Here is a 17,313-nt window from a genome sequence, read left to right as displayed (position 1 = left end):
AACATTAATGACTATTAAATAATTCCAACATAGTGGTTAATGCTTTATCAGAATGCATATGTTCACCGTTTTCAAGGGATTCCTGAGCGGCTTTGGCGGCTCTTTTCCGCATATTGGTTTCATAGGCGGCTATCGCTTCCTGTATGCTGTCGTATTCATTTGAAGTTAGGCATTCGCTTAATTCCAGCGCATCGAGCATCGCCATATTGGCACCTTCACCGGCAAAAGGTGGCATGACATGAGCCGCATCGCCAAGAAGCGTCAGATTGGATTGCGCTTCCCAGGTCTGATCCAAAGGCATACAATAAATAGGACGCGGGATAACCGTAGCGGGACTTTCAAACAGTTCGTTCCATTTGGAGTCCCATCCGATATATTCCGTTTGAAACCATTCCTGTAATTGTGCCGTATCGGAATAATCCAAACCATTGGTGGTCGTCCAGTTTTCCGGAACTTTAAAACTGGCGTAAAAGGTTAATTCACCATTGCCTTTCATCCCCATTAGCAGGCATTTTTCTTTTCCAAAAGCCATGATTTTGCCATCATTTAGTAAAGCATGTATAGTCGGAACCGCTTTTTCGGCATTTGGAATCGTAAATTCCACCATGGTAATACCGGAGTAAAAAGCCTTGATATCCGTAAGGTACGGACGTATTTTCGAATTGGCACCATCACCGGCAACAACAAGATCGGCATAGGCAGTCGCACCATTGTTAAAATACAATAGCCAACCTTGGTGTTGTTTTTCCATTCGGATAAAATGACGATCCCAGATCACGGTTCCCGGTTGTAAAGAATCCAAAAGCATGTTGCGCAGCGGACCGCGGTCGATCTCCGGTCGGAAATGGGCATGACCAAAGTTTTCTTCCGGTTTGGCATCGTGATCACTATAGGCGATTTCGGCCTTTTCGTTCATGATTAGCTTTTTGTCGGCTCCGGGGCGGAAATTCTGTTTAAAGGCCTCGAATAAACCGGCTTTGTATACGGCTGCAAGACCCGATCCTTCGTGTAAATCTAAAGGAGAACCCTGTAAACGGGCTTCCTGATTATAATCGCGTTCGTATACGGTGACGTTTGCGCCCTGAAGTTGTAACAGTCGGGCTAATGTTAGTCCTCCGGGACCACCACCTATGATGGCGATTTGTTTATGTGCTAGTTTCATATCCTACATTTAATGTGGATACAAAGCTATCGCTGTTTTAAAACGGATAATAGTATAAATCGGTCGTTTTGATTTTTGGACAGTTCACTTGGAACAACACCCGAAAATTTTTTGATTTCCTTTATAAAATGATTCTGATCGGTGAAGTTTAATTCCGGGAATAACTTGCCTTGGGCGATATGTTCCAAAGAGGCTCTGAAGCGTAAAATGGTACAAAAGGCTTTTAGCGAAAGTCCGAATTGCTGGTTAAAATAACGATTAATCTGCCGACTGTTCCATGCGGTTTTTTCCGAAAGTTCCGCGACACTCATTTCGCCTTTGGAAGTATAGATTAGCTCAAAAAGCTGGCGTTTTCGGTCGTCTGTTTTTGAAGGTAAATGCACGGTTAATTGCTGAGTCGCTTTTTTATGGAAAGTTTCAAAATCGAGTAAATCATCGGTGTCGAAATCCCAAAAACCATTCGGAAGATCTGTAGCGGTGTTCAGTAATGACGCTATGGATTGCTGTAGGATATATTCAACACCCAAAGGCTTAAAGCTAATTACAAAAGTACGGGTTTGCGGCGGAACGCTTCTTTGTTCGGGATAAGTCTCCAGTCCGAGGAGTAACGTCTGGATGGTTCCGGTTCCAGTTTGCGAAAAAAACAGATCAACCCGGCCATCGGGCATTACAACGACCTCTTTTTCCTGATTGGATGGATTGGAAAACATCCCAATGCTTTCGATATAATCGGCGAGTGCAGGCTCCGGTTCTTGGAATTGGTACTGGAAATCCTTGTCCATGGCTTTTGTTCGGTGTTAGGATACAGGTTTAAAAGTAGCAAATTATCAATTATAATAAATCGCCCGAACAAAATTTGATCAAATGAAAATACGTCGATGAAAAAAAAATGACCTTGGAACGTTTCGTCTTGTACAAGGAGTAAGCTCCTTATTTTTAGTAGCATGGTCTATTTTTGTAATAATAAAAAGGAAGGAAATGAAATTAGAAAAACTAAATAGGGTTGTACTTAGTGATTTGGAAATGAAAAGTATAGAAGGAGGCCGAATACCTTGGAATAAACTGTATAAATGGGCAGAAAGAGCCGGTGTTTTTATAGCGCTTGCAGATGCTGCAGATCGGTTCGTTGAAGGTTGGAATGCAGTTGAATGTGATTGTAAATAAAAAAAGAGCACTATTTATTGCGATTTTTTGCATTCATATTTCCTTTATTGTCATTATAGAATTGGCTATACGTTATTTTAATATTGATTGTGTCCAGTCAGATCGTCTTATGGCTTATTTGGAGTCGCCATTGGAATTACTGTTTGTAGTAACTGTTTTGGCTCCCATAGTAGAGGAAATCGCTTTTAGATATGCGTTAGTAAAAAGTAACTATTCTAATTTAGGACTCCTATTTGGAGTTGTTTTTGCCTTTGTCGCGAATTTTAATTCGTATTTACTCGTTTTGATGATTCTGTTAAACGTTTTGGCTTTTATTGTATTTCGTTTTTCAAATAAGAAAATACTCCCTAAAATTTTTCTTGTAAGCTATGTTTTAATTTTTGGAATTTCACATAGTTCTAATTATACTGTAGCCTCACTCCAAGAACTTCCGGTATATGCATTGGTAATTCAGTTTTTTCCTCAAATGATACTGGGAACGGTATTAACCTATGTTCGGTTGTCTTCAAACATATTTTTAAATGTAATTATTTATCATGCATTATATAATCTGGTTTTTGTTGGGTTAGCACTAATGCAGCTTTAAAAAAATAGAAATGGAAAATTTTAAGGAGTTGTCGATACAGGAGTTAAAAACAATTAGAGGAGGGGATTGGATTCGGGATTTTGGAAGCAGTTGCCATAAGTTATGGTGTATGTGTAAAGATGGTTTGGGCTATTTAAATGAAGTTGGTAAGGGAGGAAAAATGCATTCCGCAGGGTAAAGAGAGTTTGGTAGAATGGGCTAGTTTGTTTGAATGGTGCTAAAATAGTATTTGATAGAACACTTTCATATTACGAAAGTTAGCCGGATACGAAATAAAAGTAAGAGGTTTGATACTGCTTTAAGATGTTCGAATAGTTATAACGCAATAAATTTTTTAAAATAGTAATGAAAACTTAACACTAATTTAAAATAATAATATAAAATATGTTTTTGTAATAAAATTTAACATTTTTATGAATTTTTATTTTGTAGTAAAATTTTGGCATGAATTTTATTACTATACTTTTGGCACACTTTTACAAACAGCAATGAATAGGTTCATCCCTTTACTTTTATTTTTCTCCGGATGCGTTTTTTCGCAATCGGATTCGTTATCAATACTTAACAAACGTTTTGAAAACCGAAAAACGCAAACATATACCATTGATGCAAATACCGAAAGAATTTACTATCAACCCAAATGGCACGAACCGGTAACCAATCTGTGGCACGATTTTAAAGATACCAACAGGGATTTCATTGCCGATGATCACGCTTGGTATTTAGGTGGCGCTTTGGCAGCTACGGCAGTTATGGTTCCATTTGATCAGGATATAATCGATGAATCCCGAAGATTTGCAGATCAATTGGGATTGTCGCCCGATAATAAATACGGGAGTTTGGGACCGCTGAGTAATATTCCTCAGAATACCGGTGCGGCATTTTATCTGGTGGGTAACGGAACTACGGTATTGTTGCTGTCGGCTGGTTTTATGACGCATGCGCTTTTTACAAATGATTACCGGGCCTATGCCACCGCTTCGGGTATGCTCGAAAGTATGGCATTATCAGGGTTTTATATTCAGGTACTCAAACGAACTACCGGAAGAGAAAGTCCTTTTATCGCTCGTGAAAACGGTAATCCGGGTGGCGATTGGAATCCATTTCCTTCTTTTACGGCCTATGGTGAAAATACGCCTACTTACGACGCCTTTCCATCCGGTCACCTTGCTACTATCATGTCGGCATTTACGGTAATTACCACAAATTATCCCGAAGTGAAATGGCTTAAACCGGTTGGTTATTCGGCCATTGGACTTTTGAGTTTCCAAATGGTTCAAAGTGAAGTACACTGGATATCCGACTATCCTTTGGCTTTGATCATCGGATATTTTAGCGGTAAAAATATTGCCCGAAACCGTTTTGTTGACCGCAAAAAAAACGGACAGGCCAACCTTCAAAAAAAATACGACCTCCGCGTTACCGGAAACTACCACCGCTATGGCTTTCAAACCCTAGGCCTTAAAATGACATTCTAATGACAAAAATCCACCATTTACTGTGCTGTTTTGTAGCAGTACTATGCCTTCCTGTTTCGGGCTTTTCGGAAACAGTATCCGATACTTTGGTAGAATCCAAAATATTGATCAAGTCCGATACCCTGGTAAAACAAGACTGTTTTTCGTACAAAAAGCTTATCATTCCGTCGGCACTTATTATAGGTGGTACCTTGCTTCGGCATTCTGCAGTTAACAACAATGTAAAAGAGTTTAGAGATCGAAATTTCGGATCGTTTCAAACCTCATTCGACGATTATTTCCAATACAGTTCGGTTGCATTGATGTTTGGTGGGAATTATATGGGATTCAAATCGGAGCATAGCAATGCCCGTATGCTTTCGAATCTGTTGGTTTCAAAATTATTGCTAACCGCGATTACCTTACCATTAAAGAATAATATTGGTGATTTACGACCGGATAATTCGGCGTGTAATGCTTTTCCATCCGGTCATACCGCAGCCGCTTTTACCTGTGCGACTTTACATTTTTTAGAATATAGAAATAGTAATATATGGTTTGCCAGTACTGGATTTATGATTGCAACAACTACCGGAGCACTACGGGTAATGAACAACCGCCATTGGGTGAGCGATATCACCGCCGGTGCCGGAATCGGGATGACTACGGCTATTTTAACCTATTATTTTAATCCGCTAACGTTTGAGGTAAAAAAGGATAACAGAGTGTGTTTTAGTCCGACGTATATCGATAATAAAGCCGGATTGGCATTGAATTATAATTTTAAATAAATCGTTTTGCTATAGTTCAAAAAAACAGGATAAAAAGAAGTTGCTTTTGAGAACGGTATTCCAGAATCACTACAGTTTTGCATCGTAGTATTGCTGCTGTAACGAATACACCTCAAATTTCAAACGCTTTTTATAATGCGCATACAAACAACCATAACAAAAACACTTTTCCTGTTTTTTGCATTCAATATGGGATCGCTTCATACGATCCAGGCACAATTAAGTCCGCCCGGATTGGGGAAAACAAAAACTGCTTTTTGGTCGGCGGTTGGCGTAAAACGCAAGCTGGATTCCGTTGGGAAAAAAGAAAGCATGACCTATATCGGACTGGGACGAAAGAGTGATCCGGATCATTCCGGATTACTCGAAAATCAGGCAATTTTGGTTTTGAACCACGAAATCTATTGCAATTTTGCTCCGAATCAGCAGTATAGTTATGCGGTGAGTTATCGCCGACAGGATAATTACGAAACGAAAGCACCTTATCGTTTTGAAGACGTCGAACAGGAATTCCGGGTATACGGACGTTATGCCTATACGTTGCATTTGAGTGATCAGTGGCAATGGAAAAATACCGCCCGTCAGGAATTTCGAAAGTTTTATACCGCCGATTTCAATAAAGCAGCTGAAAATTTTCAGTTCAGAAGCCGACTCAAAACACAGCTAGCCTATAATTTTCCTACCAAAACAAAACAGGCATTTACTTTAAGTGCTGAAGGTCTCTTTGCGGTGAGTCGTTATAACGGAGACGATAAAAAGTGGTCGAAATTTACGTATAAAGAAGCGCGATTAGGTTTGTACTATATGTTGCAGATTCCCAAAACACCGCTTACAGTGGATATTGGTTATGTGAATAATCTGATCAAAGGATATCGTGCCGCGAAATCCGGGGTGCATTACCTGGCGGTCGATCTTATCTGGACGATTCCGTATTCGTGACACTATCATTTTTGTTGATCACAAAAAAACGTTCACATTTTCCAAATGTTGTGTCAGCAATCCTTTTATTACAAAAATCAGAAAGTTAAAAATGTATTGTTAGGTAAGGTAATTTTCTTAGTTGTACGACTAATTTTTTTCGTAAAATTTTAATTTTCAATCGTATCGAAATACTATTGTAAAAGAGCCGTTTTTTTATATAGATTTGTTGTTTACAGTAAAAAAATAATCTTTTTAACAGCAATTAATGAAAAAAGTAAAGATAATTATCTGTTTTCTTATCGTTATTCTGATTACCGCGTATTTTGTTTTTATTAAAACAGATTTTTACATGCCGGAATCAAAACGAATTGCGAATGAAAAGGGATTAACGGCATCAATTGTAAAAGAAGTTGCAAAAATTGCGACTACTAAGGATACTCTGTTTTTGATTGTTTATAACCCTTTTCTTATTTGTGGGAGCGAAATACATTCGAGATCACCATTTAATGAGAAAATGGAGGCATTAAAATATGCGATCAAATCACAATATTATTTTGATCAAATGACAAGTTTTCCGCCCATTTATAAAAACAACGACGTAACAATTGTAACCGGAACAAGCTCAACGGGCTATGAAGGCTGTGGTTGTTTTAGATCGGCCATTGTAAATTTTGAGCATGAAAATATGAGTGAAAAGAATGTGTATGAAGTTCAGTACAATGCGATAGGTAAAGATAAAGTTGAAATTGCGATAACGAATTTTAATACCGGTGAAGCACTACGAGTAATGGACTTTGTTCTAAATGCTAACAATTGGATTTTGAAATAAGATGTCAAAAATACTATCGTGTATTATCATAATGTTACTCTACCAGTTTTCTTTTGGTCAACAAACCCATACCGTTACCGAAGGACAATTGTACTGCATCGCTCCGGGAAAAGGAATAGTGATCCAAAAAGGAGCCGACTATTATCATTTACAAATTGAAGTCCGTTTTGAAGGAAAGCAACAAAAAATAAAATCGGTTGTAAGTCCTATAAAAAAAGAGGAAGCCGAGACACTATTCAAACAGGAAAATGCTATTTCATATGACAAAATAGACGGGAGTTATAATTTTAAAAAACTTCAGGAACTACAATTTACCTATACGGATGATGATACGGATAAGGAACATTATGAGATTCGTAAACTATGCCAATTCAATCCGAATTATTTTGCGATTTTTTCAGATAAGCATCAGAATGATAACGTATACACAAATATAGAAGAATTCCTGCCCTATATTTTTATTCAATTTGATCAAAAACGAATACTATATACGTATGATAACGAACCGTTATACCTGATTCCCGTTCAGAATAAAATACTTCTCTTTGGACTTTTTGATGCGTATGTTCCCGAATTAAAAGTTGAAAAAAAGAGTTTGACCAACCGTGAAATTTATACGTTTTCAAATCATGCTTTTTATGACCTGAAAGAGGATTATTTTAAAATAGATACCTTATCCAATAAAAAGGTACAGTTGAAAAATTGTTATAACGAAACGCTAATCCGTAAAACCTATGATACTATTACTTTGGGTAAGATTATAATAGGGTATGCTGGAAAATCGATCGATGTATATAATTTAACTTTTAAAAAACTAAACCAACACAAGGTTAAAGCGGTAAAGGTCAATCCGGGTTTCCTGCAGCTAATCGAAAAGAACAACCTTAAATCAATTGACTGGACCGGACAGGAGTTGAAAACAAAGGTTAGTTATATGGTTGATCATATTTATGAACCTACACCTAGAGAGTACTTTTATGAAATAGCATTAAGTAAAAAGAATACGGATTTTAGGCTTACAATGCGAAATCTGAACGATTTCGGTTTCGAAGATCAATATACAGTTTCTGACAGTATTGTTTTACAAAACACAACTGGAATTCAGGAAATCTATTTAAAAAATGCTACAAAGGATACGATAAAAAATGGTGTGGATTTTGGGCGTTATAGTGCGTTTAATAAAAAAGAAAGGATGAGTAAGCATGTTGCTTTTGACAATGTTATCGTTACTTTTTTAAGAAAAGACGGAACATTTGGAATGAATTATCTTCACTATTTTCTTAAACCGGAAGACAAAGCGGACTATTTTATTGACAACAATGCTTTTACGAATTATCAAAACCTACAATCGGTAGTGTACAAAGCACCTTTTTACAAAATAAAAAAGAATGATTTGTTTTTACTATTTCCTTTGCAAAAGCAATTTCGGTATAAAAATATAGGTGATTTTCAAGGGTATTTTGCCCGTTTTGAGCTCGGAAACGGACAAAAAGGCTGGTTGGATTTAAAAGGAAATGAATATAACGATGACTAAAAGCGAGCAAATAGATAACACTATAAAAGTAACGAGATGAAACTCTATATCCACAACAAAAAATCCGAACATCTTCCCTATGAAGAAATCAGGGAGGCATTTAAAGCCTTTCTTTTTACGCAAGATGAATACATCGGTATTGGGAATTGTCTGCGACAGACAGTTGAGAAATATGCGGTAGTGCATATCCGGATGCTAAAAGAGTCCGGTACTTTTGTCTGGGATGTTCCGGAAAGCAAAATTCCGATTGAATATATGGATGCCATTTTATCGACGATAAAAAATATTATAAATATCCCAATGGGAATGGCACCGTTTAGTAGTTATAATTTTAGTTATCAGATTATTGACGGTTCCTGGAGTCCAACCGATTCGAGCACCAAGACTTTTGAAATCGCTACTTTTATGGCGATTGCCGATATCATTGGATTTGATCATGAAAAGATAAGGGTTTATAAAAGAAATAAATCATAAGCAAGACATTTGTTTCCCTGAAAAAAAACAAAAAATAAGAATTGCAGTACGATTTTGCCCCGTACGGCTCTTGTGTTGATTTTTGAAACCTATTTAATACTATGAAAAAAATTATTGTTTCCGTACTGATGGCTTTGGCACTAACATCGTGTCTGCCAAAAAAGGATTCTGTTTCTATGAATAAAGAAGCCGAAGTCTATAGAAGATTGGAAAAAATTCCGGATAGCGTTAGAGTAGGGGAAATAACAATTCTGAATCTTTTTAAAAATCAGATTTTAGCACATAAAGCAGTAATATACGACAGTTTGAGAATTGTTGAAAACGTGTATAAACCACATAAAGGTTTATGGGATGATTGCTATGGAGCAATATTTGGCGAAGAAAATGCATCAAAATTTAACACGCCCGAAGGAATGATCAAATGGAATAAAACCTTTTATAAAGAAAATAAAATCTTTATTGATCAACGTGTTTTGGAAATGCTACAAATAGATATGGAACAGGTGTTCAAAGAGCGTTTACTAAAATTTGAACAAATGGTTCCGTATGTGCCAAAAGCACGGATCAGCATTCTTTTTACACCCATTACAGGAATTGGTTTCGGAGGCTGTAATGCGGAGCAATTCGCCTTTGAATTAAATAATAATACGCTCGATGTACAGTATTCTTTAGAAAAGGGTTTGCCTCACGAATTGAATCATTTGGTTTATGAAAAATTCAGAGGGGATGATGTCGATAGTAATTCGGCTTTAAGTCAGACAATAGATGAAGGTTTTGCGTGCTATTTTACCTATGTTTTTTTCAACAAAAAAATTACCGAACACGAGGCTGTCGAAAATATGTCAAAAGCCGATTGGGATTGGTTTTTAAAACACGAAAAAGAAATCTTTACAAAAGTAAAACCTTATTTTTCCGACAAATCGGGAGACAATCCGTTATTGCGAAACGACAAACTAAAATTGTTTCCGGAGGCACCCAAAACGCTAAATTATTGGTTAGGCTTTCGAATCATTTCAAAATACGTGGAAAAGCATGGTAAAAATTCCTGGCGCGATATTTATACTTTAAAAGCTACAGAAGTACTCGAAAAAAGCGGATACGAAAATTACATTCAAAAGTTATAATAGCGTTGGGAATCTAGATTTCTAATGTTTTAAAATTTTTCGGATACTCTCATCCGCTCCGGTTTCATTTATTTGTAAGATGATACTGGTATTAATTGCTCTTTTTGATCATAATTTCTTCCCATTTGCTTTCCGATTGTAGAGGAAAGCATTTTTTATTTTATACAGATCGGTTAATATATCTGTAAAAACCTGTCATAAATGGCAATACAACTTCCATAAAGTGCTCAGTACTCATTTCTGCCTTTTTTCAACGGCTGTACCTAATTCCTTTCTACTGCAAAGACAGAATCCAATAGCCTTATAAATAGTCAGATAACCTTACTTCTGATAATTTTGAGCCTTGAAAGTATAAATTTTAAAACCCGTTTTAGAGAAATAAAACCAAGTTGAAAAAGACCGTTCCAAAGGGGTGTTTTCTTTTTCAATAATGTACGTCGGAGGTTGTATCAATGTCCTGTTATAGGTGTTGAATGCTATACGATGACACATTTCTTTAAAGAGTACAATCAAAAAAAATTATGAGCCATTCGATCCTTCCAACCGAAAGTATTCAAAAAAAGTATGTAGAAAAAGAGGTAATCACGATTAAAAAAAGTGAGTGTACTACGACAAAAGCTAAACTTGTAAGTCATGATTCTCTGAATAAAGAAATGGAATGGCTGGAAACGTTAATTGCAATACGCTGTAAGGAGCTGTTTTTAAAAGGGAAAGCAACATCGGAAGACTTTGAAAAAATTCCGGAGTTGCCGGTAGTAGACAATGATTCCCCCTATGGCAGCACAATTAATACATATAAGCTTCAGGAGATGGACCGGGTTTTATTGGTTTTAGGCGTTGCTTCGGCACATTATCCATCGCTATTTAAGTCGTTTATACAAATAGAAGAAACGAATAGTGCAATGGCGATAGAGGTTGGAGGCGAATATAACCGTGGTAGTCGGACTTTTAAACCGACCTTCCAAACGGCTCTTTTTTTACTCGCTGGTACTGATTTATCATTATGGTCCTATTATAATGCACAACTGATCGAAGGAAGTGTGGTCGTACAAAATGATATTATTTACAATCGTACGACAACCGATTTTATTCACGGACAGATTGAATTGGACATTGCGTATTCCGGTTATTTTTTATCGGGCAAAAAACCACGACTGGATCATGGTAGTTATTTCCCGGGAAGTTTATATGAGTCGGATCTTACCTTAGACGATATTGTTTTAGAACCGATGGTACGGGAACAAATAAAACCCATCGGACAATATATTAAAGCTTTGGAAAGTGGTTTTTTTAAAAACGGAAACCACCGTTTTAAATCCGGATTTATGGCCTTGTTTTATGGTCCGCCGGGAACCGGAAAAACAATGTTGGCCGGAATACTTGCGAATACATATGGTATTGATATGTACCATGTTGACCTTTCTCAGGTGGTGAGTAAATACATTGGAGAAACGGAAAAAAATCTGGAGGTACTTTTTAATCGGTTACAGGGTAAAAACTGTATGCTTTTCTTTGATGAGGCAGATTCTTTATTCGGAAAGCGTTCCGATGTAAACGATGCCCACGATCGGTATGCGAATCAGGAAGTATCGTATTTGCTGCAACGTATCGAAAAATTTGACGGGCTTACGATTTTGGCATCCAATTTTGAAAACAATATGGATGATGCTTTTAAACGACGTATCGATTTATCTATAAATGTAATACGACCAACAGAAGCAACCCGTGAAGCACTTTGGAAACAATACCTGCCTAAAAATGTCATGTTCGAAAGCGAACTGCTTTTAAAACACCTGTCTAAAGAATATTCCTATACCGGTTCCAATATTAAGAACATCATGAAAAATGTTGCCATAGCATTACATAGTATGGGAGATACAATTATTACGCATGAATTGATAAGCCCGTTTTTGGCCATCGAAAGCGAAAAATCTTTCGGGAAAAATCAAGCCCGGGTACACCCATTTATACGGAAAACAGAATAGAACCTACCAAAATCTTTTGTAACGATACAGTTATACACCAATTAGCAACTTATGACCAGAAAAAAAACATTTGCGCCCAGGACAAAAAAAGATGAGGAGCAATCAAGCACATATTCACAAGCGGGCAACAAAACAAAAGTGAAAATCACGGATCAGGATGCCGCGATACGACTAAAAGAAAATGAAGTTACCAAACTAACCTACGACGGGTTTAAAAACCAGGCATTTAGTAAAATTGAAAAAGGCATTTCCACTCTGGAATTTTCTGAAAGCGGATATGCCGTTTTGGAAGTGAACAAAGCATTACACTTATTGGGTTACAGTATATCCGAAAAACAAGTCTCTTTTTCTCAAAATACACAAAATGCGCTAATCGCTTTTCAGATAAGTCAACGAATTACGCCTAATGGCGTTTTTGATATGATCACTTTATTCAAAATGGATCAGGCACTGAATGCCCTTCAGGAAGGTGAAGATGGCGGTCTTACGATTCCGGAACGGGCACAAATGTTATATGAAGGATTTACCCATAGAACGTTTTATCTTCTTTGGGGTACCGATGAAGACAAAATTTTTAGTGCTTTAGAAAAACTTTCATCAGATGATCGAATACGACTTATTGCCTATTATGATAAAGAATATAGTTCCAAAAGAAAAAAAGGATTAGTAAAAGAATTATATGACGAACTAGGTGACAGAGATCTCTATAAAGCGATAAATCTATTGTATGCCGATTATGAAGAACCGCAGACCGAACAACCGCAGGAGCAACAACAATCGGAAAGTACGACTACAACCGAAATGGCTGATCTGGAACTTAAGACAATTGATTTAGCTCCGGTTATTGTTAATGCTTTGCACCCATGGATTAAATCGAAAACAAAATATACCATTGAAGGCTCAAAAATTGAGTTTGATTGTGTCTTCGATTACCCAACGGGATCATTTCGCTCGTTGGATGAAAAACTCGTATTGCCACGAGTAGTCCGCAAAGTACTGGTTCAAAAAAATAATAGGGTTTACGATCTTTTTGCGACGCCCTATTTTCGTGCCGCCAATAGTGCTTATCAAGATGGAAGGGTTATTAATAGCTTTTCGATAGGTGCCTACGATCCGGGAGTCTATACGTTTATGTTTATTATTGAAGATACGGAGAAAAAAGCATTCAGCGCCTATACCACAACGCATCAGGTTAAAACCCTTGCCGATGCGGCTACAGAGGAGTTGTCGTCAAATGAAACGCAAAATTATAATGACTTCAGACAACAAGTAGCCTTTGTAGAGCAGAATTTATCGAAAAGTGCCGATAATGACCAGAAAACCGATCCAAATTTTTATATAAAATTGGTAAACAATACCAAAAATCCGGAAAGAGTAGTAAGTGAAATTGGAAGCTATGCTCCGCAATTATATTATTCTTTACAAGGAAAAATTAACACCAAAGACAACCATTATTTTTGGTTTGCAGAAATTACAACTCCAAAAGAAATGTCTAGTGATGCCAGTGCATTGTTAGGATCCAATTATGGTAAGAATGCTGTCGTACGTGGTTATCAAAGAGGAGAATACTACGGTAAAGATGGCTGGAACATGAATTCGTCACAATCCGCGGCCACGTTTTTAGGAACGATGTCCGGTATTTTTGTGATTCATTGTATCGAGTTAGACAAAGACAACAAACCAACCGAGCGCTATGCGTCCTTCCGACAAGTGGTGTTACCAAGTGAGGATTATGAAGCACTTCAGAAATTTCAAAAATATAAAGCGGATATTGATACCAGTTATAATACAATTAAACCGGGAACAGCAGTAGAAGTAAATGCGATCGCTATAGAAACCAAAACCACTAAAACGATAACACTTAATTTGTTTTTAGGAAAAAGCAAAAACAATCCGGGGAATTATGTTTTATCCGACCTTACGCCGGGAGCAGAACATAAGCGTACATACGAAGGAAAAAATATAAAAGAACTATTTGAAAGTTTTGATAGCAAAAATACCTATCCGGATGGTATGCTGGCTTATGAAATCCCGGCAAATGATTTTGGCTATCCTACTTTAAAAGGAAACTTCACGACAAATGGCGCTTCGTTCTGGGAAACCGTTTCTTCGGGAGCCGGTTGGGCGTCGTTAGGATTGGCTGTAGCCGGAATAGTAGCTTCGTTTACCCCGGCAGCACCAATTGCACCGTTCTTGTTTGTGGCTTCCGGAGCAACAGGAGCTACTTCCGGAGCGGCTAGTATTGTGGATAAAATGGAAAAAGGAACCCTTACATCCGAAACCTTAGCCCTAGATACCATCATGATTGCTTCAAGCTTTTTGGCGATAGGTGGTGCCATGTCCCGAGTTGTTTATAAAGGACTGCCAATTGTTAAAATCTCAGCAACGGGATTGCGTTATATTGTTATAACCGACTTTGCCTTAAACGGTACGGCGGGTATTATGATTACAGTCGACGGTCTGGAAAGCATAAAAGCGATCAATGCTAATGATCAACTAACAACTGCCGAAAAAATTGATGCTACGGTTAAGATCGTAGCGCAATTAACCTTAACTACGGGATTGTTGGTATTGAGTAGTAAAAATTTAAAAGGAGCAGAAGTAGAACAGCTTCCGGTTGAAAAAAAGAAAACAGTAACAACAAAACAAAAATTCAACCCGGAACAACACGCTGAATTTATTGATACTCCAGAAAATTTACCACGAGGAAAAGCACCAAAACCGACGGAAACGAAAATAAACCAAACGGAAACACCGAAAAATAAAAAGGTTACTTCCAAACCACAAATCGAAGTCATTCCGACCAAAAAATATCCTACAGAAGCGGAATTACTAAATTTTGAAAAGGCCTTAGATTCGGCAGATCCTAAAGTTCGTGCCGAGATCAATAAAATGGGGAAAGAGGAGTTTGATAACCTTAAAAAAGGTTATAAAGATAATCCGAAAGCCTTTACCGAAGCTCTAAAAAGTTACGACAGTTTCTTTGGAGATAATGGATGGCATAAATTTTGGAAAAATACACCCGACATCATAAATTCGCTAGATGATATTGATAAATTAAAACGCGAAAATAAATTATTGCCAACCGGTGATGCGACCGATATTGAACTGGCTTCGGTTCACGCTTTTACAGTTGATGGAGGATTTATAAACACGCCAGCTCGTTTTATGCCTTCCTGGTGGGGTGAATATAACAGTGCGGTATATAAAGATTTAAAAAGTGCCTTAGACAAACTGAGAAAAGTTAAAGAGCGAAATATGTACGGGAAAATAGTATTTAGTGGACGAACGGAAACCTTAGAGTATTTTGAGTCAACATTAAAAAATGGAAAAGGGACGGAAGTTGCTTTTACAGGGATGGTATCCGGTTCATTAGATAGAGAAGTGGCCGAAGGATTTATTCAACTTTCTGCTAAAAATGCAGGAAAAGGAAAAACAGCAGGAACAGCAGAAACAGTAGGAAAAGCAGAAGTAGTAGAAAAAGTAGCCATTATTAGAAAAATAGAAACAGCAGAAGGTGTTTATATTGATGATTTGTCCGATTGGGGTAAGAATTTTGGAAAAACAAGACACTTTAATGCTGATCCTCCATCTACAATGATACAGGAGGAAGTACTTATGAACGAAGGGTATTTTCGTCAAATGACGGAACCCAAGTATACCAAGACCGTTAATGGTGTAAAACATTATGAGATCGGATACAAAGAATTAGTAAAACCATTAAAATAAAGAAATATGATTTTTGCCATAGACGATTTTACACGTTTTAAAAACGAATTGCCCGAGTTTAATTTAAGATTATTATTAAATATCGAGGATTTAAACAATGCTATTTTTGACGAAGTATTTGCGGTACTTACACCACTACAGCAACAACAATACAGTATTTATAAAGCGTCTGAAGAAGCTCAAAAATACAGAGAAGAGCGAAACGCAGAACTACCGTATGTTGATTTTAGTAATTTGCCCGAGACTTTTGACGATGATTTATTACAAAAAATTAGCATATATCAAAAAGACGGAGAAGTAAGAAGAGCGATTTACGATTCGTTATCCGAAGATCATATCGGTCAGATGGCGTTATTTAATGCAAAAATATATGAAGAAGAAAAAGCCCGAAAGAGAGCTTTAATGTCAGACGAGGAAAAAAGAAAAGAAAAGGAATGGTGGGATAATTATAATGCGGATCCAACACCACGCTTTTTCGGAAATATGGGGGAACCGGATACCGTTACCGGTTATATTTTAAAATATGGTTATAATCCCATAACGCGTGAACCGGAGACAATTGAAAGTTTTAATAAAAAGTATACCATCGATCCCAAAACAGGCGATCCTATTCCAAGAGAAAACCAGGAATAGTACCTGTACCTATTGTTTATAGTTGAACACCAGTAATAAATTGTAAAACCACAACACAAAAAGTTGTGGTTTTTGTTTTTTTATAACTTTTGTTAGGTTTAAAACAGGAAAGTACATAAATGATAATATTACGGCTGTAATTTTAAGATACAAAATAGATTGTATTTAAAAACTTTGAGTATTTTTATGACATTCAAAATAGCGGTAAATACTTACAAACCGCAAGCGATGATTAAAGAGTCTAAATGAGCTTTAAGGAATAACTCTTTAAAATGTAATGGAATAATTCCGGAGCAATTTTACAGTAATTACAGTCAACCAAATACCTAAATATGGATTTTCAACAAGAACTCAATGAAATTTTTGAGCTTATAAAAGACACGCTGCCCGCCGGTGTAGAATTCACAACTTATAATATTCCATCATATTCCGGTAACGGTTCTAGCGGTAAATCCTACTTTACCCTTGTTGACGGAAAAATAAACAGGGATGCAATACCCGAAGCACTTAAAGACAGTTCCGAATACCGCAATATTGCGATAAACCGACGTATTAGCGATATCGAATTCGATATTACCGTTGCTCAGGAACCGGGACGTTTTGTTGTCTTTTCGATTTCGAAAGAAAACGGATATAGCTACAGAATCGCCACTCCGGAAGAGTTGGTACAACTCACAAAATTACATCTGAGAACAATTGTCGATCCGGGAATGCGTAAGGAGGTTTTTGCCGAAGTCGCCCCGGATAAAAAAACAGGTAAACCGGATGTCGTAGGAAGACAAATACTCTATTACGCAAACGGGGAAGTAAAGGAATATACGGGCGTACCGGCTTCCGATTTCGCTAGAGCGGCTTTTCATGCACTCGACGGAAAACTCAAATTTGTATATGTAATGATTTCCGAAACGGATGTGATCATCAAAA

16 protein-coding genes are annotated in these 17,313 nt (G+C 37.2%); 14 read left to right on the top strand and 2 right to left on the bottom strand.

The window, feature by feature from the left end; all coding sequences use genetic code 11:
• Positions 1-4 precede the first annotated feature (4 nt).
• Complete coding sequence (locus Q1R07_RS10215; protein ID WP_300489504.1) at positions 5-1,162, bottom strand: NAD(P)/FAD-dependent oxidoreductase; 1,158 nt, start codon at positions 1,160-1,162, stop codon at positions 5-7.
• Positions 1,163-1,188: 26 nt separating this feature from the next.
• Positions 1,189-1,944, bottom strand: a complete 756-nt coding sequence (locus Q1R07_RS10210) for an AraC family transcriptional regulator (protein ID WP_300489501.1) — start codon at positions 1,942-1,944, stop codon at positions 1,189-1,191.
• A gap of 196 nt (positions 1,945-2,140) precedes the next feature.
• Here Q1R07_RS10210 and Q1R07_RS10205 point away from each other — a divergent pair, with 196 nt between their 5' ends.
• The 14 genes from Q1R07_RS10205 to Q1R07_RS10140 all read left to right on the top strand — a co-directional run.
• Entirely contained in the window at positions 2,141-2,326 is a 186-nt protein-coding gene (locus tag Q1R07_RS10205) for a hypothetical protein (RefSeq protein WP_300489498.1), read from the top strand.
• Positions 2,271-2,912 (top strand): CPBP family glutamic-type intramembrane protease, encoded by a 642-nt coding sequence (locus tag Q1R07_RS10200; protein WP_300489495.1) that lies wholly within the window; start codon positions 2,271-2,273, stop codon positions 2,910-2,912. Before Q1R07_RS10205 ends, Q1R07_RS10200 begins: the two co-directional genes overlap by 56 nt.
• Before the next feature lie 10 nt (positions 2,913-2,922).
• Positions 2,923-3,090 (top strand): bacteriocin, encoded by a 168-nt coding sequence (locus Q1R07_RS10195; RefSeq protein ID WP_300489492.1) that lies wholly within the window; start codon positions 2,923-2,925, stop codon positions 3,088-3,090.
• 310 nt (positions 3,091-3,400) lie between these two features.
• Positions 3,401-4,390 carry a phosphatase PAP2 family protein gene (locus Q1R07_RS10190; protein WP_300489489.1) on the top strand — a complete coding sequence of 330 codons (990 nt, stop codon included), beginning with the start codon at positions 3,401-3,403 and terminating at the stop codon, positions 4,388-4,390.
• Positions 4,390-5,160: a phosphatase PAP2 family protein gene (locus Q1R07_RS10185; protein WP_300489486.1), complete on the top strand. Its 771-nt coding sequence runs from the start codon at positions 4,390-4,392 to the stop codon at positions 5,158-5,160. The genes Q1R07_RS10190 and Q1R07_RS10185 overlap by 1 nt, the downstream gene beginning before the upstream one ends.
• A 135-nt stretch (positions 5,161-5,295) precedes the next feature.
• Entirely contained in the window at positions 5,296-6,099 is an 804-nt protein-coding gene (locus Q1R07_RS10180; RefSeq protein ID WP_300489483.1) for a DUF2490 domain-containing protein, read from the top strand.
• Positions 6,100-6,346: 247 nt separating this feature from the next.
• A complete protein-coding gene (locus tag Q1R07_RS10175; RefSeq protein ID WP_300489480.1) occupies positions 6,347-6,910 on the top strand; it encodes a hypothetical protein in 564 nt (187 codons plus the stop codon).
• Position 6,911: 1 nt separating this feature from the next.
• Positions 6,912-8,444: a hypothetical protein gene (locus tag Q1R07_RS10170; protein ID WP_300489477.1), complete on the top strand. Its 1,533-nt coding sequence runs from the start codon at positions 6,912-6,914 to the stop codon at positions 8,442-8,444.
• A 36-nt stretch (positions 8,445-8,480) separates the two neighbouring features.
• The gene (locus Q1R07_RS10165; protein ID WP_300489474.1) at positions 8,481-8,918 is read left to right on the top strand and encodes a hypothetical protein; all 438 of its coding nucleotides are present in this window, start codon (positions 8,481-8,483) and stop codon (positions 8,916-8,918) included.
• Positions 8,919-9,019: 101 nt separating this feature from the next.
• A complete protein-coding gene (locus Q1R07_RS10160) occupies positions 9,020-10,042 on the top strand; it encodes a DUF2268 domain-containing putative Zn-dependent protease (protein WP_300489472.1) in 1,023 nt (340 codons plus the stop codon).
• A 521-nt stretch (positions 10,043-10,563) separates the two neighbouring features.
• A complete protein-coding gene (locus tag Q1R07_RS10155) occupies positions 10,564-12,027 on the top strand; it encodes an ATP-binding protein (RefSeq protein ID WP_300489469.1) in 1,464 nt (487 codons plus the stop codon).
• 138 nt (positions 12,028-12,165) lie between these two features.
• Positions 12,166-15,756 carry a peptidoglycan-binding domain-containing protein gene (locus Q1R07_RS10150; RefSeq protein WP_300489466.1) on the top strand — a complete coding sequence of 1,197 codons (3,591 nt, stop codon included), beginning with the start codon at positions 12,166-12,168 and terminating at the stop codon, positions 15,754-15,756.
• A 6-nt stretch (positions 15,757-15,762) separates the two neighbouring features.
• Positions 15,763-16,389 carry a hypothetical protein gene (locus tag Q1R07_RS10145; RefSeq protein ID WP_300489464.1) on the top strand — a complete coding sequence of 209 codons (627 nt, stop codon included), beginning with the start codon at positions 15,763-15,765 and terminating at the stop codon, positions 16,387-16,389.
• A 332-nt stretch (positions 16,390-16,721) separates the two neighbouring features.
• Positions 16,722-17,313, top strand: a 592-nt coding sequence (locus tag Q1R07_RS10140; RefSeq protein WP_300489461.1) for a hypothetical protein, incomplete at its 3' end; no start/stop codon positions are given.

Origin of the sequence: Flavobacterium sp. (assembly GCF_030146175.1) — a bacterium.
Lineage (GTDB): Bacteria > Bacteroidota > Bacteroidia > Flavobacteriales > Flavobacteriaceae > Flavobacterium.
This window is presented reverse-complemented; position numbering and strand designations above follow the sequence as displayed.